Origin of the sequence: Streptomyces sp. NRRL F-5650 (genome assembly GCF_000721365.1) — a bacterium.
GTDB lineage: Bacteria > Actinomycetota > Actinomycetes > Streptomycetales > Streptomycetaceae > Streptomyces > Streptomyces ardesiacus.
Genome location: NZ_JOGV01000049.1, coordinates 24,175 through 42,796 on the forward strand (window position 1 = coordinate 24,175; position 18,622 = coordinate 42,796).

General features: G+C 72.2%; 13 protein-coding genes and 2 pseudogenes. 10 read left to right on the forward strand and 5 right to left on the reverse strand.

The genetic code is table 11. From position 1 onward, the window contains the following. Positions 1–2: 2 nt before the first annotated feature. From eboE to IG88_RS0131815, 3 genes are all read left to right on the forward strand, one after another. Positions 3–1,178, forward strand: a complete 1,176-nt coding sequence (gene eboE, locus IG88_RS0131805) for a metabolite traffic protein EboE (protein ID WP_031048809.1) — start codon at positions 3–5, stop codon at positions 1,176–1,178. Then, positions 1,175–2,572 (forward strand): nucleotide pyrophosphatase/phosphodiesterase family protein, encoded by a 1,398-nt coding sequence (locus IG88_RS0131810; RefSeq protein WP_031048812.1) that lies wholly within the window; start codon positions 1,175–1,177, stop codon positions 2,570–2,572. The genes eboE and IG88_RS0131810 overlap by 4 nt, the downstream gene beginning before the upstream one ends. 113 nt (positions 2,573–2,685) lie before the next feature. After that, positions 2,686–3,894: a sugar phosphate isomerase/epimerase family protein gene (locus tag IG88_RS0131815; RefSeq protein WP_031048814.1), complete on the forward strand. Its 1,209-nt coding sequence runs from the start codon at positions 2,686–2,688 to the stop codon at positions 3,892–3,894. A 93-nt stretch (positions 3,895–3,987) separates the two neighbouring features. Here IG88_RS0131815 and IG88_RS39295 read toward each other — a convergent pair. The 4 genes and pseudogenes from IG88_RS39295 to IG88_RS0131835 all read right to left on the reverse strand — a co-directional run bounded on the left by IG88_RS39295 (position 3,988) and on the right by IG88_RS0131835 (position 10,566). Next, positions 3,988–5,368, reverse strand: a pseudogene (locus tag IG88_RS39295) (OFA family MFS transporter). 122 nt (positions 5,369–5,490) lie between these two features. Then, on the reverse strand, positions 5,491–7,635 hold the full coding sequence (locus tag IG88_RS0131825) for an acetate--CoA ligase family protein (protein WP_031048817.1): 2,145 nt from the start codon (positions 7,633–7,635) through the stop codon (positions 5,491–5,493). Between the two features lie 4 nt (positions 7,636–7,639). Next, on the reverse strand, positions 7,640–8,872 hold the full coding sequence (gene frc / locus IG88_RS0131830; RefSeq protein ID WP_031048818.1) for a formyl-CoA transferase: 1,233 nt from the start codon (positions 8,870–8,872) through the stop codon (positions 7,640–7,642). A gap of 11 nt (positions 8,873–8,883) precedes the next feature. Further along, positions 8,884–10,566 (reverse strand): thiamine pyrophosphate-binding protein, encoded by a 1,683-nt coding sequence (locus tag IG88_RS0131835; RefSeq protein ID WP_031048820.1) that lies wholly within the window; start codon positions 10,564–10,566, stop codon positions 8,884–8,886. A gap of 142 nt (positions 10,567–10,708) precedes the next feature. Between IG88_RS0131835 and sucC the strand changes: the two genes are divergently transcribed. The 4 genes and pseudogenes from sucC (at position 10,709) to IG88_RS0131850 (ending at position 13,881) form a co-directional block, all read left to right on the forward strand. Further along, entirely contained in the window at positions 10,709–11,851 is a 1,143-nt protein-coding gene (gene sucC, locus IG88_RS0131840) for an ADP-forming succinate--CoA ligase subunit beta (RefSeq protein WP_031048823.1), read from the forward strand. 14 nt (positions 11,852–11,865) lie between these two features. Next, positions 11,866–12,505, forward strand: a pseudogene (locus IG88_RS0131845) (CoA-binding protein); the annotation flags it as partial. 12 nt (positions 12,506–12,517) lie between these two features. Then, positions 12,518–12,667: an SAM-dependent methyltransferase gene (locus tag IG88_RS41910; protein ID WP_234332388.1), complete on the forward strand. Its 150-nt coding sequence runs from the start codon at positions 12,518–12,520 to the stop codon at positions 12,665–12,667. Positions 12,668–12,867: 200 nt separating this feature from the next. After that, on the forward strand, positions 12,868–13,881 hold the full coding sequence (locus IG88_RS0131850) for an alpha/beta hydrolase (protein ID WP_031048829.1): 1,014 nt from the start codon (positions 12,868–12,870) through the stop codon (positions 13,879–13,881). A 44-nt stretch (positions 13,882–13,925) separates the two neighbouring features. On the opposite strand, the gene IG88_RS0131855 is transcribed toward IG88_RS0131850, so the two are convergent. Then, positions 13,926–14,486, reverse strand: a complete 561-nt coding sequence (locus IG88_RS0131855) for a pyridoxamine 5'-phosphate oxidase family protein (protein WP_031048830.1) — start codon at positions 14,484–14,486, stop codon at positions 13,926–13,928. A gap of 134 nt (positions 14,487–14,620) precedes the next feature. On the opposite strand from IG88_RS0131855, the gene IG88_RS0131860 reads away from it, so the two are divergent. The 3 genes from IG88_RS0131860 to IG88_RS0131870 all read left to right on the forward strand — a co-directional run bounded on the left by IG88_RS0131860 (position 14,621) and on the right by IG88_RS0131870 (position 18,621). Further along, positions 14,621–15,178, forward strand: a complete 558-nt coding sequence (locus tag IG88_RS0131860; RefSeq protein WP_031048831.1) for a GNAT family N-acetyltransferase — start codon at positions 14,621–14,623, stop codon at positions 15,176–15,178. Positions 15,179–15,292: 114 nt separating this feature from the next. After that, positions 15,293–16,804 carry an ABC transporter substrate-binding protein gene (locus IG88_RS0131865; RefSeq protein WP_031048833.1) on the forward strand — a complete coding sequence of 504 codons (1,512 nt, stop codon included), beginning with the start codon at positions 15,293–15,295 and terminating at the stop codon, positions 16,802–16,804. A gap of 2 nt (positions 16,805–16,806) precedes the next feature. Further along, complete coding sequence (locus IG88_RS0131870; RefSeq protein ID WP_031048835.1) at positions 16,807–18,621, forward strand: ABC transporter permease subunit; 1,815 nt, start codon at positions 16,807–16,809, stop codon at positions 18,619–18,621. Position 18,622: the final 1 nt, after the last annotated feature.

Consider the following 18,622-nt stretch of genomic DNA (forward strand, 5'->3'; position numbering starts at 1 on the left):
CCATGCGCTTCCGGCACCCCGACGGCTCCACCGTCCACCTCGCCTACTGCACCAACGTCCACCCCGCCGAGACCCTCGACGGCGTCCTCGCCCAGCTCCGCGACCACTGCGAGCCGGTCCGCCGCCGCCTCGGCCGCGACCGGCTCGGCATCGGGCTGTGGCTCGCCCGCGACGCGGCCCACGCCCTGGTCACCGACCCGGCGGCGCTGCGCGGTCTGCGCACCGAACTCGACCGGCGCGGCCTGGAGGTCGTCACCCTCAACGGCTTCCCCTACGAGGGATTCGGCGCGGAGGAGGTGAAGTACCGCGTCTACAAGCCGGACTGGGCCGACCCCGAACGCCTGGAGCACACCACCTCGCTGGCCCGGCTGCTCGCCGGACTGCTGCCCGACGACGTCACCGACGGCACCATCTCCACCCTGCCGCTCGCCTGGCGCACCGCCTACGACGAGATGCGTGCCGACAAGGCCCGCGCCGCCCTGGTCACCCTGGCCGAACGCCTCGACGCCCTCCACGAACTGACCGGCCGCTCCATCCGCATCGGCCTGGAACCGGAACCCGGCTGCGTCGTCGAGACCACCCACGACGCCATCGCCCCGCTGACCGCGATCGCCCACGAACGCATCGGCGTCTGCGTCGACACCTGCCACCTCGCCACCTCCTTCGAAGATCCGAACACCGCCCTGGACGCCCTCACGGCCGCCCGCGTACCCGTCGTCAAGTCGCAGCTCTCCGCCGCACTGCACGCCGAACACCCCGCCGACCCCGCGGTCCGCGAAGCCCTCGGCGCCTTCGCCGAGCCGCGCTTCCTGCACCAGACCCGCACCACCACCCCCTCCGGCGGCCGGCAGGGCACCGACGACCTCGACGAGGCCCTCGCGGACGGCGGCCCGCTGCCCGCCACCGCGCCCTGGCGCGCCCACTTCCACGTCCCGCTGCACGCGGCCCCCGCCGCGCCCCTCACCTCCACCCTCCCCGTACTCAAGGCCGCCCTGACCCGGCTCGTCGGCGGCCCGCACCCCGTCACCCGTCACCTGGAGGTCGAGACCTACACCTGGCAGGCCCTCCCGCCGGAGCTGCGGCCCCGTGCCCGCGCCCAGCTCACCGACGGCATCGCCGCCGAGCTGACCCTCGCCCGCGACCTGTTGACGGACCTCGGCCTGAAGGAACTGCCATGACTGCGACCACCCCCTCCGACGGACCCACCCCCCTCCTCGTCCTGGACGTCGTCGGCCTGACCCCCCGTCTCCTCGACCACATGCCCCACCTCAAGCAGCTCGGCCAGTCCGGGTCCCGCGCCCCGCTCGGCACCGTCCTGCCCGCCGTCACATGCGCCGCCCAGTCCACCTTCCTCACCGGCACCATGCCCTCCGAGCACGGCATCGTCGGCAACGGCTGGTACTTCCGCGAACTCGGCGACGTCCTCCTGTGGCGCCAGCACAACGGACTCGTCTCCGGCGACAAGCTCTGGGACGCCGCCCGCCGCGCCCACCCCGGCTACACCGTGGCCAACATCTGCTGGTGGTACGCCATGGGCGCCGACACCGACATCACCGTCACCCCCCGTCCCGTCTACTACGCCGACGGCCGCAAGGAACCCGACTGCTACACCAGGCCCCCGGCCCTGCACGACGAACTCACCGACAAACTGGGCACCTTCCCTCTCTTCCACTTCTGGGGGCCCGGCGCGGACCTGGTCTCCAGCCAGTGGATCATCGACGCCACCCGGCACATCATGGCCACCCGGCACCCCGACCTGACGCTCTGCTACCTCCCTCACCTCGACTACGACCTGCAGCGCTTCGGCCCCGACGACCCGCGCTCCCTGAAGGCCGCCGCCGACCTGGACACGGCCCTCGCCCCGCTGCTCGACGACGCCCGCGCCGAGGGCCGGACCGTCGTCGCGCTCTCCGAGTACGGCATCACCCCCGTCAGCCGGCCCGTGCACATCAACCGGGCCCTGCGCCGCGCCGGACTCCTCGAAGTGCACACCCAGGACGGCATGGAGTACCTCGACCCGATGGCCTCCCGCGCCTTCGCGGTCGCCGACCACCAGATCGCCCACGTGTACGTCCGCCGCCCCGAGGACCTCGACGCGACCCGCGCCGCCCTCGACGGGCTGCCGGGAATCGCCGAACTCCTCGACGACGAGGGCAAGAAGGCCCAGCATCTCGACCACCCGCGCGCCGGCGAACTCGTCGCCGTCGCCGAGCCGGACGCCTGGTTCACGTACTACTACTGGCTCGACGACGACCGCGCGCCCGACTTCGCGCAACTCGTCGAGATCCACCGCAAACCCGGCTACGACCCGGTCGAGCTGTTCATGGACCCGCTCGACCCCTACGTCAAGGTCAAGGCGGCCGGCGCCCTGGCCCGCAAGAAGCTCGGCATGCGCTACCGCATGGCGGTCGTGCCCCTGGACGCCTCACCTATTCGAGGCAGCCACGGCCGCCTCCCCGCGAGCGACGACGACGGTCCGCTCCTCATCTGCTCCACCCCCCGCGCTGTCGGAGACCGCGTCGCGGCCACCGACGTGAAACAACTCCTGCTCCGGCTCGCCGGACTCGGCTGACGCACCACTCGGAACGCCCGCCGGATCCGACTACTGAGAGTGAAACACACGGCACTGACAACGGCCCGCCCGAGCCGCATCGGCGCAGGCCACGACCCAGAAGGCAGGCACCCGTGACCCCGTTCACCGACCCCTCCCGCTCCGACGCCGGCACCGACCCCTCCGCCGACGGTCCGGGCGAGAGCCTGCGCCGCTCCCTCGGCGTCAACCGGCGCCGTTTCCTCAGCACCTGCACCGCCGTGGCGGCCGGTGCCGTCGCGGCCCCCGTCTTCGGAGCCTCCCCGGCCCTCGCCCACGGCCGGGACAGAGACCACGACCACGGGCACGGCCAGGGCCAGGGCCAGGTCCTCGTTCCGGCGGACAAGCGCGGCATCATCCTCTACACCGTCCGTGACGCCACCGCACGCGACCCCCTCGCCTCCGACCTGCCCTCCGGCTTCCGCGAGGTCTTCAAGCAACTGTCCCGGCACGGCTACCGCCAGGTGGAGTTCGCCGGTTACAACCAGCACGCCAACGCGCCGGGCGGCGCCAGCCTGGAGTCCGTCGAGGGCGCCCGGCTGCTGCGCTCCTGGCTCGACGAATACGGTCTGCGCGCCCAGGGCAACCACGGCTTCATCCCGTCCTCCTGGCCGCTGACCGCGGCGGACAAGGACACCTTCAAGAAGCACCTCGAGATCGCCAACATCCTCGGCATGGACCACATGGGCACCGGCGGCGACCCCACCGGCAGCTCCTACCGCGCCGACTGGGACGTGGCCGCCGACAAGTGGAACGCCCTCGGCGCCATCGCCCACCGCGAGGGCATCAAGCTCTACACCCACAACCACGACAGCGCCTACGGCTTCCTGCTCGACGGTGGGCCGCTGGACGACCAGGGAAGGCCCACCCGCAGTTCGGGCATCCGGAAGCTGGAGTACTTCCTCAAGGTCACCGACCCCAAGGTCGTCTGGCTGGAAATGGACATCTTCTGGGCGCACGTCGCCCAGTACAAGTTCCACGAGTACACCGCCCACGACGGCTCCACCAGGAAGAACGTCTTCGACCCGGCGGGCCTCGTCGTCCGCCACAACCGGCGCTACCCGCTGTTCCACGCCAAGGACGGCGTCGTGAGCACCACCAACGGCATGGGCTACGACATGGTGCCCTTCGGGACGGGCGTCATCGACTACACGACGTTCTTCTCCAGGGTCGGCCAGCGGAACTACCACAACCCGATGGTCGAGGACGACAACTCCCCGAGCGCCACCGATCCCTCCCAGTCGCTGCGGGAGGCCAAGATCAGCTACGACGGCCTGGCGGCCCTGCGCAAGCGGCGCCACTGAGCCTCCGGCACCACGACACGGACCGGGCGGCCCCTCCTCGTACGGGGGAGGGGCCGCCCGGTCCGTGCGAGGGAGGCCGTGCCGTGCCCTGCCTCATCCCTCGCCGAGCGGCCGCGGGTTGGGCGTGACGTGCTTGTTCTTCGGCCGCCCCGGCGGGCGCAGGGAGAGTGCCACGATCCCGGCGAAGATCGAGATGGACCCCGCGAGGGTGTAGGCGCCGTTGTAGCCCCAGGCACCGACGACCACGGAACCCATGCCGGCGCCGAGGCCGGAGACCAGCTTGGAGCTGTAGACCATCCCGTAGTTGGCGGCGTTGTTGTTCTCACCGAAGTAGTCCGCCGTCAGCGCCGCGAACATCGGGAAGATGGCCCCGCCGCCGAAACCGGAGATGCCGGAGAACAGCAGGAACAGCGGCAGGTTCTTGATCTCGGCCGCCAGAATGATGCCGAACTGGGCGAGACCCAGGATCGCGCACACGTAGAGCAGGCACTGCTTGCGGCCGTACAGGTCGGAGAGCCAGCCGATGACACCGCGGCCGGTGCCGTTGACGATCGCCTTCAGCGACATCGCGGTGGCCACCACACCGGCGGCGAAGCCCGCCTCCTCACCGATGTCGACCTGGAAGGCGATACCGAAGATGTTCACGCCGGAGGTGCAGGCGAGGCAGAACCACATCAGCGCCACCCGGCCGGGTCCGCCAGGCCTCCAGCGGGGAGTACTGCTTGACGGCCGGGGGGTTCTTCGCGAGCGAACGCCGGGCCCGCGGGTCCTCCGGCGGGTTCAGCGGGTCGATCGCGGCCGGCCACCAGTTCTTCGGCGGGTCCCGGAAGTAGAAGCCCGCGACCGCCACCATCGCGGCGAGCAGGACGCCCGCCGAGACCAGCACCCAGCGGAAGTTGGAGCCGTCCATGTAGCCGTGGAAGATGAAGACGAACGGGACCGAACCGTAGGCGAAACCGCCGTTGACGAAGCCGGTCTTGCCGCCCCTGCGTTCCGGATACCACTTGCCGACCATGTTGACGCAGGTCGCGTACACCATGCCGGCACCCATGCCGCTGAACACGCCGAACCCGATGAAGGCGAGCGCGACGTGCGGCGCGAACGCCAGCGACAGATAGCCGAGGAGCGTACCGCCCGAGCCCAGCATCATGGCCCACCGCGCGGGCAGCCTGCCGCTCTCACGCAGTCGTCCGGCCGGAAACGCCACGGCCGCCTGGCAGAACACCCAGGCGGTCATCATCCAGTAGATGCTGCCGCTGGACCAGTGGTGGGCCTCGTGCAGCGTGTCCTCGGCGGACGCGAACGCGTACTCGGCGGAGGAGATGCCCATCATGCCGATCCAGGGCAGGATCACCATCCACTTGCGCTTGCGCCCCATGATGTCGATGTCGGACTCGCCCACGCGGTAGACGCGCCCGTTCCTGTCGGTCACCTCCCGGTAGCCGGCGACCCGTGTGACATCGGTGGTTGTCATGTCATTGCACCCCTAGCGTCGAAAGTTCTGGCCAGCGCCCCCTGTCCAATGCCTTTCGTGCGCGCGCGGGTCCCCGGGGCCGGCCGACGCGCACCCGTCGCCCGGCCCCTCGCCGTCTCACGTCATGAACCGCCCCCCAACAGCCCCGCGGCGCGCGCCCAGCGGTACTTGGCCCCGAGGACGGCCACCGGCTTCTCGGTCGTGTACGGGTACGCCACGACCCCGCGCTCGAAGAGGTACTGGCACGCCTCCTCCACCTCCACGTCACCGGCGAGGGAGGCCACGACCGGCTTCTCGACGCCGCGTTCGCGGAACTCGGCCACCACGCGCGCGGTGAGTTCGGCGAACACCATGGGAGGCGTGACGATGGTGTGCCAGTAGCCGAGGACCAGCGCGTGGATGCGCGGGTCCTCCAGACCGAGCCGGATCGTCGCCTCGTACGTCGACGGCGGCTCGCCTCCGGTGATGTCCACCGGGTTGCCCGCCGCGCCGAACGGCGGGATGAACGCGCGGAAGGCCCGGTCCAGGTCCGGCGGTATCTCCATCAGCGACAGCCCGTTGTCCGTCACCGCGTCGGAGAGCAGCACCCCGCTGCCGCCCGCCCCGGTGATGATCACCACGTTGTCGCCCTTCGGGGTGGGCAGCACCGGCAACGCGCGCGCGTACTCCAGCATCTCGTTCAGCCCCGGCGCCCGGATGACGCCGGCCTGCCGCAGGATGTCGTCGTACACGGCGTCGTCCCCGGCGAGCGCCCCGGTGTGGGACCCGGCGGCCTTGGCGCCCGCCGCCGTACGGCCCGCCTTGAGCACCACGACCGGCTTCCTCGGCACGGTCGCCCGCGCGGCCTCGACGAAGGCGCGGCCGTCCTTGAGGTCCTCCAGGTGCATGGCGATGCACTCGGTGTGCGGGTCCTCGCCGAACCAGGTCAGGAGGTCGTCCTCGTCCAGGTCCGACTTGTTGCCGAGGCCCACGATCGCCGACACACCGGTTCTCGTCGACCGCGCGAAGCCCAGGACGGCCATACCGATGCCGCCCGACTGCGAGGTCAGCGCGACGCCGCCCTTGACGTCGTACGGCGTGCAGAACGTGGCGCACAGGTCCTGCCAGGTCGAGTAGTAGCCGTAGATGTTCGGGCCCAGCAGCCGGATGCCGTGCCGCTCGGCGACCGCCACGATCTCGTCCTGGAGCGCCTGCTCACCGGTCTCGGCGAAGCCGGAGGGGATGAGGACGGCGTTGGGGATCCGCTTGCGTCCCACCTCCTCCAGGGCCGCCGCCACGAACCGCGCGGGGATCGCGAAGACCGCCACATCCACCTCGCCGGGAACGTCGGTGACGCTCTTGTACGCCTTGCGGCCCAAGATGTCGTCGGCCTTCGGGTTCACCGGGTGGATCTCGCCCGCGAAGCCGCCGTCGACGAGGTTGCGCATCACCGAGTTGCCGATCTTCCCCGGCTCGCCCGACGCGCCGATCACCGCGACCGAGGACGGCTGCATCAGGCGGCGCATCGAGGTGAGGATCTCCTCGCGCGTGTACCGGCGCCGTTCCTTCGGCGTGTCGGTCGCCAGGATCACCCTGATGTCGGCGGCGACCGCACCTTCGGGCGTGGCCATCACGGGGTTCAGGTCCACCTCGGCGATCTCCGGGAAGTCGGCGACCAGTTCGGAGACCCGGCGGATCTGCTCCGCGACCGCCCACCGGTCCACCCCCGCCTGCCCGCGCACCCCGCGCAGCACCTCGGCCGCCCGGACCGAGTCCAGCATGGACAGCGCTTCGTCGGCGTCCACGGGAGCCAGCCGGAAGGTGACGTCCTTGAGGACCTCGACGAGCACGCCGCCGAGCCCGAACGCCACCACCTTCCCGAACGTCGGGTCGGTGACCGCCCCGACGATGACCTCCTGTCCCTCGGGCAGCAGTTCCTGGACCTGCACCCCCTCGATCCGCGCGGTGGCGTCGTACGCGCGCGCGTTGTCGACGATCCGGCGGAACGCCTCCCGTACGTCGCTCGCGCCCTCGACCCCGACGACCACACCGCCGGCGTCGGTCTTGTGCAGGATGTCCGGCGAGACGATCTTCATCACCACCGGCCCGCCGAACCGCGCCGCGCCCGCCACCGCCTCCTCGACGTCCCGCGCCAGCTCCTCGCCGGGTACGGCGATGCCGTAGGCGTCGGCGAGCACCTTGCCCTCGGGCGCGGTGAGCGCCGTGCGCCCCTCGGCGTGTACGGCGTCCAGGAGCGCGCGCACCCGCGCGCGCCGGTCCTCGGCCATCACCTCAGATCACCCCGTTCGACTTGAGCAGCCGCAGTTCCTCGTCGCCGAGGCCCAGCTCGCCGACGTAGACCTCCTCGTTGTGCTCGCCGAGCAGTGGCGAACTGGTCACCTGTACGGGGGAGTCGGAGAGCTTGAGCGGGCTGCCCACGGTCACGAACTCGCCGCGCTCGGGGTGGGGGACGGTGACGACCATCTCGTTGGCGACCAGGGAGTCGTCCTCGATGATCTCCTTCGTGGACAGGATCGGACCGCACGGGATGTTGTGGGCGTTGAGCCGCTCCAGCACCTCCCACTTGGGCAGGGTGGACGACCACTCCTCGATGAGCTGGAACATCTTGTTCAGCTTCGGCAGCCTGGCCTGCGGGGTCGCCCACTCGGGGTCGTCCGCCAGCTCGGGCCGGCCGATCAGCCCGCTCAGCGGCCGCCAGCCGACCGGCTGGACGATCACGTACACGTAGTCGTTGGGGCCGCCCGGCGCGCACTTGACCGCCCATCCCGGCTGCCCGCCGCCGGACGCGTTGCCGGACCGGGGAACCTCGTCGCCGAAGTCCTCGTTGGGATATTCGGCGAGTGGACCACGGGCCAGGCGCTGCTGGTCGCGCAGCTTCACCCGGCAGAGGTTGAGCACCGCGTGCTGCATGGCCACGTTCACCCGCTGACCGCGTCCGGTGTGCTCCCGCTGGTAGAGGGCGGCGAGGATGCCCGCCACGACGTGGACGCCCGTGCCCGAGTCCCCGATCTGGGCCCCCGTCGCCAGCGGCGGCCCGTCCTCGAAGCCGGTGGTGGACATCGATCCGCCCATGGCCTGCGCGACGACCTCGTACGCCTTGAAGTCCGTGTACGGGCCCTCGCCGAACCCCTTGACGGAGGCGTAGACGATCCGTGGATTGATCTCCTTGACGCGGTCCCAGGTGAAGCCCATCCGGTCCACCGCGCCCGGTCCGAAGTTCTCGACCATGACGTCCGAGCGGCGGATCAGCTCGGTGAGGATCTCCTTGCCGCGCTCGGTCTTGGTGTTGAGGGTGATGCTCCGCTTGTTGCAGTTGAGCATCGTGAAGTAGAGGGAGTCGACGTCCGGCAGGTCGCGGAGCTGCCTCCGCGTGATGTCGCCGCTCGGCGCCTCCAGCTTCACGACGTCCGCACCGAGCCAGGCGAGCAACTGGGTCGCCGAGGGCCCGGACTGCACATGCGTCATGTCCAGGACGCGGATGCCCTCAAGAGCCTTCGCTGTCATGGGCGTTCACCTCACTTGTACATCGTCTGGTTCATGGTTCCGGGGGCGTACGCGTCCGGGTCCACCCAGACGTTGATCAGGGACGGCTTGCCGGACTCACGGGCCCGGCGCAGCGCGGGGCCGATGTCGGCGGGGTCGCGGACCTCCTCGCCGTGGCCGCCCAGCATCCGGGCGAACTCGTCGTAGGGCACGTCGCCGAGGGTGTTGCCGACCCGCTCGCGTTCCTTGCCGTACTTGGCGGCCTGGCCGTAGCGGATCTGGTTCATCGAGGAGTTGTTGCCGACGATGCCGACGAAGGGGAGGTCGTAGCGGACCAGGGTCTCGAAGTCCCAGCCGGTGAGCGAGAAGGCGCCGTCGCCGAAGAGGGCGACGACCTCCTTGTCGGGCCGCGCCTGCTTGGCGGCCAGCACGAAGGGGACGCCGACCCCGAGCGTGCCCAGCGGCCCCGGGTCCATCCAGTGGCCCGGTGACTTGGGCTGCACGACCTGCCCGGAGAAGGTGACGATGTCGCCGCCGTCGCCGATGTAGACCGAGTCCTCGGTGAGGAAGTCGTTGATCTCGCTGACCAGCCGGTACGGGTGGATGGGGGAGGCGTCCGACCTGAGCTGCGGCAGCCGCTTGTCCAGCGCCGTCCGCTCGGCCGCGCGCAGCTCGTCCAGCCACTCCTTGCGCTTCGCCGCGCCCCCGTTGATCCGTCCGGACGCGGCCTCGGTCACCGACTTCAGGACCAGTCCCGCGTCGCCCACGATGCCGAGGTCGATGTCGCGGTTCTTGCCGACGGTGCGGTAGTCGAGGTCGATCTGGACGACGGTCGCGTCCGGGGAGAGCCGCTTGCCGTAGCCCATGCGGAAGTCGAAGGGCGTGCCGACGATCACGATCACGTCGGCGTGGGAGAAGGCGTAGCGGCGCGAGAGCTGGAAGTGTTGCGGGTCGCCGGGCGGCAGGGTCCCGCGGCCCGCGCCGTTCATGTACGCGGGGACGTTGAGCGTGCGGACCAGTTCGACGGCGGCTCCGGTGGCCCGGGTCGTCCACACCTGGCTGCCGAGCAGGATGGCCGGTTTCTCGGCGTGCACCAGCAGGTCGGCGAGCTGCTCGACGGCCTCCGGGTCACCGGCCGAGCGGGTGGACGCACGGTAGGCCCCGGCCTTCGGCACCCGCGCCTTCTCCGCCGGCACCTTGGCGTCCAGCACGTCGCGGGGTATCTCCAGGAAGGACGGCCCCGGAGCGCCGTGGTAGCACTCGCGGAACGCCATCGACACCATGTCCGCGGCGCGCGCGGTGTCCGGCACGGTCGCCGCGAACTTGGTGATCGGCGTCATCATGTCGACGTGCGGCAGGTCCTGGAGCGAGCCCATCTTGTGCTGGGTGTGGGCGCCCTGACCACCGATCAGCAGCATGGGCGACTCGGCGCGGAAGGCGTTGGCGACCCCGGTGACGGCGTCGGTGGTGCCCGGCCCCGCGGTGACCACGGCGCAGCCGGGCTTGCCGGTGATACGGGCGTATCCGTCGGCGGCGTGCGCGGCGACCTGCTCGTGGCGTACGTCGACGACCTCGATTCCCTCGTCGACGCAGCCGTCGTAGATGTCGATGATGTGGCCGCCGCACAGCGTGTAGATGCGGTCGACCCCCTCTGACTTGAGTGCCTTGGCAACGAGGTGGCCGCCGGAGATGACGTCCTGGGTGTCGTCGGGCATGGCGAAGTCCTGTCCCTTCACGAGGGGTTGGGGCGCTCTCGCGTACATTGCATACAGTCGACGAATACTGTATGAAGCTTGTTATCCCGCATCCGGTGGGTGGTGTCCAGGGGGCGTGCGGCACTTTCAGTCAGGAGCCGAAATGGACCTGTACGAACACCAGGCAAGGGAACTCTTCGAGGAACACGGCATCGTGGTGCCGAGGGCCGAGGTCACCGACTCGCCCCAACGGGCCCGGGAAATCGCCCGCGCACTCGGCGGACGCGCCGTCGTCAAGGCGCAGGTGAGGACGGGCGGGCGCGGCAAGGCCGGCGGAGTGCGCCTCGCCGCCGACCCGGCAGAGGCCGAGGAGACGGCCCGGCACATCCTCGGCATGGACATCAAGGGACACCCGGTCGACGCCGTCATGCTCGCCGAACCCTGCGCCGTCGAGCGGGAGTTCTACGTCTCCTACGTCCTCGACCGCGCGTCCGGCGGCTTCGTCGCGATCGCCTGCGCGGAAGGGGGCATGGACATCGAAGAGGTCGCCGCCACGCGGCCCGAGGCCGTGGCGCGCACCCCCGTCGACCCCGCCACGGGTGTGCACACGGCCACCGCGGTGCGCATCGCCGACGCCGCCGGACTGCCCCCGCAGACCGTCGACACCCTGGTGCGGCTGTGGCAGGTCCTGGTCCGCGAGGATGCCCTCCTGGTCGAGGTCAACCCGCTGGTCAGGACGGCCGAGGGCCGCATCGTGGCCCTCGACGGCAAGGTCACGCTGGACGACAACGCCCGCTTCCGCCAGTCCCGTTGGGGCGAGGAGAAGCCGGTGCCCTGCGACGCGCTGGAGGAACGGGCCGCCGCCAAGGGCCTCAACTACGTCAAGCTCGACGGAGAGGTCGGCGTCATCGGCAACGGCGCCGGGCTGGTCATGTCGACCCTCGACGTCGTCGCCGGCTGCGGCGCCCGCCCCGCCGACTTCCTCGACATCGGCGGCGGCGCCTCCGCCCGCGTCATGGCCGACGGGCTGTCCGTCGTCCTCTCCGACCCCGGCGTGAAGTCCGTCCTCGTCAACGTCTTCGGCGGCATCACCGCCTGCGACGCCGTCGCCGACGGCATCGTCCGCGCCCTCGACGAGGTACGGCCGACCAAGCCGATCGTCGTACGCCTCGACGGCAACAACGCCGCCCGGGGCCGGGCCCTGCTCGACGCACGCGCGCACCCCCTGGTCGAACAGGCCACCACCATGGACGACGCCGCCCGCCGGGCCGCCCGGCTCGCCACCGCGGCAGCCACCGCCGGATAAGGAGCCAGGACGACATGGCGATCTACCTCACCAAGGAGAGCAAGGTCCTCGTCCAGGGCATGACCGGCGCCGAGGGCATGAAGCACACCCGTCGCATGCTGGCCGCCGGCACCGACGTCGTCGGCGGCGTCAACCCCCGAAAGGCCGGCCGCACCGTGGACTTCGACGACCGTGCCGTTCCCGTCTTCGGCTCGGTCCGCGAGGGCATCGAGCACACCGGCGCCGACGTCACCGTGGTCTTCGTGCCGCCCGCCTTCGCCAGGGCCGCGGCCGTCGAGGCCGCCGACGCGGGCATCGGCCTCGCCGTCGTCATCACCGAGGGCATCCCCGTCCACGACGCCGTCGCCCTCACCGCCCACGCCAAGGCCAGGGGCACCCGCGTCATCGGCCCCAACTGCCCCGGCCTGATCACCCCCGGCCAGTCCAACGCGGGCATCATCCCGCCCGACATCACCAAGCCCGGCCGCATCGGCCTGGTCTCCAAGTCGGGCACGCTCACCTACCAGCTCATGCACGAACTGCGCGACACCGGCTTCTCGACCTGCGTCGGCATCGGCGGCGACCCGGTCGTCGGCACCAGCCACGTCGACTGCCTCGCCGCCTTCCAGGAGGACCCCGACACCGAACTGATCGTCCTCATCGGCGAAGGGAGCGATCCCGCTGCGGATGCGTACCCGCAGCGAGGTCGCGCCCTTCTTCGCGGGACTCGAACTCGTCGCGCCCGGCCTGGTGTTCGCGACGGAGTGGTACCGGGAGGAACCGGCGCCGGTGCAGGAGCGCAGCGGCTTCTACGTGGGCGTGGCGCGGGTCCCCTGAGCAGCGTGAGTCGCCCGGCGGGCCGGTCCGCGCCCGCCGGGCGACCTTGACGCGCGCCGGAACCGGCCGATACTTGTGCGCAGCACGGGCCTGGGCGACACACGGCTGGTCCCTCCACGGGGGCACCGGCCCGCCCCCGACCGGCACACCGCACCACGCCTTCGCAACACCGTCACCAGCAACCCACCCAGGGAGCCGCCGTGTTCGCGAACGTGCCCACAGTGCCGCGCACCCGGCGCGCCAGAGTCCTCCTGGTCCTGGCCGTCCTGCTGGCCGTCCTCACTCCGACCGCCCCGGCACTGGCGGGCGCGCCGCACCAGACCACCCGTCCCGGTGCGGAGGTGGTCGACGTCACCCGGGTCGCGGACCGGCAGGTCGACCTGTCGGTACGGTCGGCGGCCCTGGGCGGCCGGACGGTCGAGGTGCGCCTGCTCACTCCCGACGGCTGGAACCCCCACGACCGGCAGCACTGGCCCACCCTCTGGCTCCTGCACGGCTGCTGCGGCGACTACACGTCGTGGACCAACATGACGGACGTGGCGGAGACCGACAGCCTGCGCGACGTCCTGGTCGTGATGCCCGAGGCCGGCTGGAACGGCTGGTACAGCGACTGGTGGAACCACGGCCGGGGCGGCGACCCGGCATGGGAGACCTTCCACACGAAGGAACTGCGCCGGATGCTGGAACGCGACTGGGGCGCCGGGCCCGACCGGGTGGTCGCCGGCCTCTCCATGGGCGGCCAGGGCGCCCTGCTCTACGCCGCCCGGCACCCCGGGATGTTCAAGGCGACGGCGGCGTACTCGGGTTCCGCCCACCCCCTCCTGAACGACGAGTCGACCGACCGCATCCTGGGATTCTTCGCCGGCCAGGACAACGACCCGCTCCGCGTCTGGGGCGACCCGGTCGCCCAACGCCGGATCTGGCAGGCCCACGACCCCTTCCACCTCGCGAAACGCCTGAGGTCCCTCCCGGTCTACCTCTCCTGCGGCGACGGCACCACCGGCCCCCTCGACCCGCCCGGCGCCACGAGCGCCCTGGAGGCCGACTTCAACCGCCAGAACCAGGCGCTCGCGGCCGAGCTGAAGCGCGTGGGCGCGCGCCACGTCACGACCAACTTCTACGGCCCGGGAACCCATGGCTGGGCCTACTGGGAACGCGAACTGCACGCGTCGCTGCCGATGCTGCTGGGCGCGTTGGGTGTCGACGGCGGGTGATCCGCATCGACGCCGGGAACGGAGCCCGTCGCGGTGCCGGTGGCTCAGAACGTCCACCGGGTATGGCTGTAGACCCCGTCGTCCCGCCCGAACCCGTACGCCGTGACCGGGGTGACCGCGAACAGCACCGCGTCTCCGTTCCGCAGGGAGTCCCCCATGCCGTGGAAGGTGCCTTCCGACGAGGTGATGTGCGCCCCGTACTTCGCCTCGTGCGCCCCGATGACCTCCTCCAGCAGTGCGGGATCACTGACCCGTTCCGCCTCGCCCTCGACGACGAGATCGAACCCCTCGGTCAGCGCGTTCCCGCCCGTGACCAAGGCGCAGTGCGCGTCCTGTGCCAGGTTGCGGGCCTTCTGCTCGCCCGGCCCGGTGGAGAAATACAGCACACCGTCGTGCCACGCCGCGATCACGGGCGTGACGTGCGGCCCGCCGCCGGGACGCGTCGTGACGACCCAGAAGATCTCGGCGGCCGCCAGCCGCCGCCGGGCCTCGGCCCAGGGAGTGGCGCTCACGTCGTCGGCGCCCGGGCGGGGATTGAGCGCCGAACTGTAGCGGGCGTCGAGCTCGGTCGTGGGGTGCGTGGCGGTCGGCCGTTGCACGGACATGGCAGCCTCCTTGCTCTCTCACCCTCAACGACTGCCGGCCGTCGCGGAAATCATCGGTAAGCCGGGGTGGTGGGGGCGGTTCCGCCGCAGGGGGCCCTGGACCAGGGCTTCCGCTTAATGCGTACCATGTGCAAGTGCGCCACAGTGACTACAGCATCCGGACAGCAAGCCCCGTCGATCTCGACGCCGCCCGAGCCGTCATGCTCGACACCGTCTACCGCGACTTCGGTACCGGATACGTCCCCCGCTGGCACGGCGACATCATCGACCCGGCCGGGGCCTACCTGACCCCCGAGCGGCACACGCTCCTCGTCGCCGTGGACGGGCGGGACGGCGAGGTCGTCGCCACCGGTGCTCTCGACTCCCGAGGCCCCGCGCACCCCCCGAACCCCGCGCACGTCGCCGAGCGGTTCCCCTCCGGGGTGACCGCGCAACTGCGGAGGGTGTACGTGCGGCCCGAGCACCGGCGGCGCGGGCTCGCGCGTCGGCTCGTCGAGGAGTTGCTGGCGTTCGCCGCCGCCGACGGGGGATACCGGGCCGTGTACCTGCACACCGATCCCGCCGTCACCGGGGCCGAGCCGTTCTGGCGTTCGCTGGCCAAGGTCGTGCACGACGAGCGGGAGGACGCGGGGGGCGGACAGGGGATCGTGCACTTCGATGTGCCGCTGCCCGTCCCGGCCCGGGTCGGCTAGGCGTGAAAATCGTTTTCATGTAGGCTTCCGGGTGCTCTGCCGCACCCGCGCCCACGTCCGCCCCGTCCGCCCGGCCGACCCGCCCGTACCCCCGAACCGATCGATCCGAGGACCATGCGCTCCCTCCGCCGCCCCCGGCTGCTCGCCCCCTTCCTGCTCGTCCCGCTGATGGCCGGCTGCTTCGCCTCCGGAGGCGGCGACGACTCCGCGTCCGGGGACGGCGGTGGGGGCGACGGGGCCCGCCTGCGCGTCGCGCTAGCCTTCCCGCCCGCCGAGAACCTGTCCCCGTACGGCGCCGACGCCACCCTGCTCAGCCGTCTCGGGGTCACCGAGGGCCTCACCGCACTGGACGCCAACGGCTCCGCCGCGCCCGCGCTCGCCGAGTCCTGGCGGCGGGACGGGGAGAAGACCTGGGAGTTCACGCTCCGCGACGCCGCCTTCCAGGACGGCGGCGACGTGACCCCGGCCGCCGTCGCCGCGTCCCTCACCCGGGCCACCGGCGCCAAGCCCGCGCCCGCCGCCCTCTCCGGCGTCACCCTCAGCGCCGAGGCGGGCGGCGACCGGGTCGTCCGGATCACCACCACCGAGCCCGACCCCGTGCTGCCCCTGCGGCTGACCAGCCCCAGCCTCGCGATCCTGTCCGAGGACGCCTACGGCAAGGACGGCCGCGTCGACCCCGTCGGCCACGCCACCGGGCCCTTCGAGCTGACCAAGGTCAACGGCGCCACCTCCGCCTCCCTCGACCGGTTCGACGACTACTGGGGCGGCCGCGCCCAGGCCTCCGGCATCGACGCCCGCTTCATCGCCGACGGCACCGCACGCGCCAACGCCCTGCGGACCGGGGAGCTGGACATCGCCGAGGCCGTTCCGGTCGCCCAGGCCGCCTCGCTCGACGAGAAGACCCGGCGCGACACCGCCACCACCCGGACCACCAGCCTGCTGCTCAACGCCTCGTCGGGGACCTTCAAGGACCCCGGGCTGCGGGCCGCCGCCCGTGCCGCCCTGGACACCTCCGTGTTCGCCAAGGACGTCTACGAGGGGTACGCCGATCCCGGCGCCGGCATCTACGGGCCCGCCGTCACCTGGGCCGAGGGCAAGCGGACCGCGCCCGTCGGACGGGCGGCGGCCAAGAGGCCCGGGAGCGGCGACACCATCACCCTCGCCACCTACGACAACCGGCCCGAGCTGCCCGAGGTCGCCCAGGTCGTCAAGCAGCAGTTGGAGAAGGCCGGGTTCACCGTCAAGCTCACCGTGCGGGAGTACTCGCGGCTCGAAGCAGACGCCCTCGACGGGAAGTTCGACGCCTTCGTGCTCGCCCGCAACACCCTCCTCGACACCGGCGACCCCGTCGCCGTCCTGGCCGGCGACTACACCTGCGACGGCGGCTTCAACATCGCCCAGCTCTGCGACAAGGGCGTCGACCGCGCAGTCGCCGCCGCCGAGAAGATCGCCGACACCGCGAAGCGGCAGGACGCCGCCATGGCAGCCGAGGCCCGCGTCCTCGGCAGTGACGCCGTCGTGCCGCTCGTGCACCAGCGCGTCATCACCGGCGTCGCCGACTCCGTACAGGGCGTGATCCTCGACCCGTACGAGCGCACCCTCGTCGGCACCGGCACCCGGCGCTGACCGTGCGGCAGCGGGTGGCCACCCTGGTGTGGCGGTTCGTGCTCGCGGGCGGGCTCGTGGCCGGCGTCGGGCTGTTGCCCTGGCTCACCCGCACCGATCCCGCGTACACCGTCCTCAAGGCGCGGTCCGCCGAGCGTGAACCCACGCCCGAGGTGCTCGCCGACATCCGGCGCCAGCTCGGGATCGACGGCGGGCCCCTGCACGTGCTCGGCGGATGGCTGGGCGGGCTCGTGCGCGGGGACGCCGGGCAGTCGTGGATCTCCGGGAGCGATGTGCTGCCCGCCGTGCTCCAAGCGCTCGGGGCCTCGCTGGTACTCATGGGCGCCGCGCTGCTCGTCGCCGTGGTCACCGCCGGGCTGATCTGCCTGCGCACCCTGCGGCTCGGGGCGCGGCGGCGGCTCGGCGGGCGGCGCGGCGGCGGGAGCGGGTCCGCCGTGCTCGCCTCGCTGCCCGAGTTCCTCGTCGCCTCCGTACTCGCCACCGTCGTCGGGGTGCAGCTGGGATGGCTGCCCGCGCTGGGCTGGTACGGGCCCCAGTGGACCGTGCTGCCCGCGCTCGCCCTGGGGCTGCCCGCGGGCGCCGTGCTGGGACGGCTGCTCGACGACCTGCTGCCCGGTGCCTTCGGGGAGCCCTGGGCGCTGGCCGCCGCGGCGCGCGGACTGACCGGGAGGTCCGTCGCCCGCCAGGCGCTGCGGCGGTGCGTGCCCGCGCTGCTGCCCAACCTCGGGCTGTTCGTCGTCGGGCTGACCGGCGGGGCCGTCGCCGTCGAGCAGGTCTTCGACATCCCGGGTCTCGGGCGCACCACCCTCCAGGCGGCCCTCGCCCAGGACCTTCCCGTCCTCCAGGCCGGCACCCTCGCCCTCGTCCTGCTCGCCGCGCTCGCGACCGGCGCCACCCGCCTCGCCGCCCGGCTGCTGACCGGGCCCGCGCTGCGCGACGGCGCCCTGTCCTCGCTGCACCGGCCCGCCCCGCCCGCCGGAGGACTGCTGCCGCTCCTCTACGGCGTCGTCCTGCTCGCCGTCGTCGGGTTCGGGCTGGCCCGGGACCCGCTCGCCCTCGACACGGGGGAACGGCTGCGGGCACCCTCCCTCACCCACCCGTTCGGCACCGACGCCCTCGGGCGCGACCTGCTCGCCCGCGTCGGCCACGGGGCGCTGGACACGCTGCTGCTGGCCGCCGCCATCAGCGCCGCCGCCCTGCTCGCCGGCGTACTGCTCGGGCTCGTGCCCCGCTTCTCCGCGCCGCTGGTCGACACCGTCAACGCCGTGCCGCCCGTGCTCGTCGCGCTCCTCGTCACCGCCGTCGCGGGCAGCGGAACCACCACGCCCGCGCTCGCCGTGGGCGCCGTCGCCTGGGCACCGCTCGCCGCGCACACCTCCTCCCTGCTGCGGCAGGAGCGGGCCACCCTGCACATCACCGCCACCAAGGGGCTGGGCGCGGGCCGCGTCCACCTGCTGCGGTACGAGCTGCTGCCCGCCGTAGTGCCGCCGGTCCTGCGGCACGCGCTGCTGCGGCTGCCCGGTGTCGCCCTCGCGCTCGCCTCACTCGGCTTCCTCGGCCTCGGCGCCCAGCCGCCGTCCCCCGAGTGGGGCCTGCTGCTCGCCGAGAACCAGCCGTACGCCGAGCGCGCCCCCTGGGCCGTCCTCGCCCCCGCCGCCGCGCTCGCCCTGCTCGGCGCGCTGGCCGTCGGCGCGGCCGGCGGACTGCGCCGCCCGTCCCCGTGGCGGCGCTCACGGCCCGGCACCGCGAAGCCGGCGGGCGGCCCGGGTCGGCGGAGCGTCCCGGCGGCGGAGAAGGAACCGGCCGGGGCCCGATGAG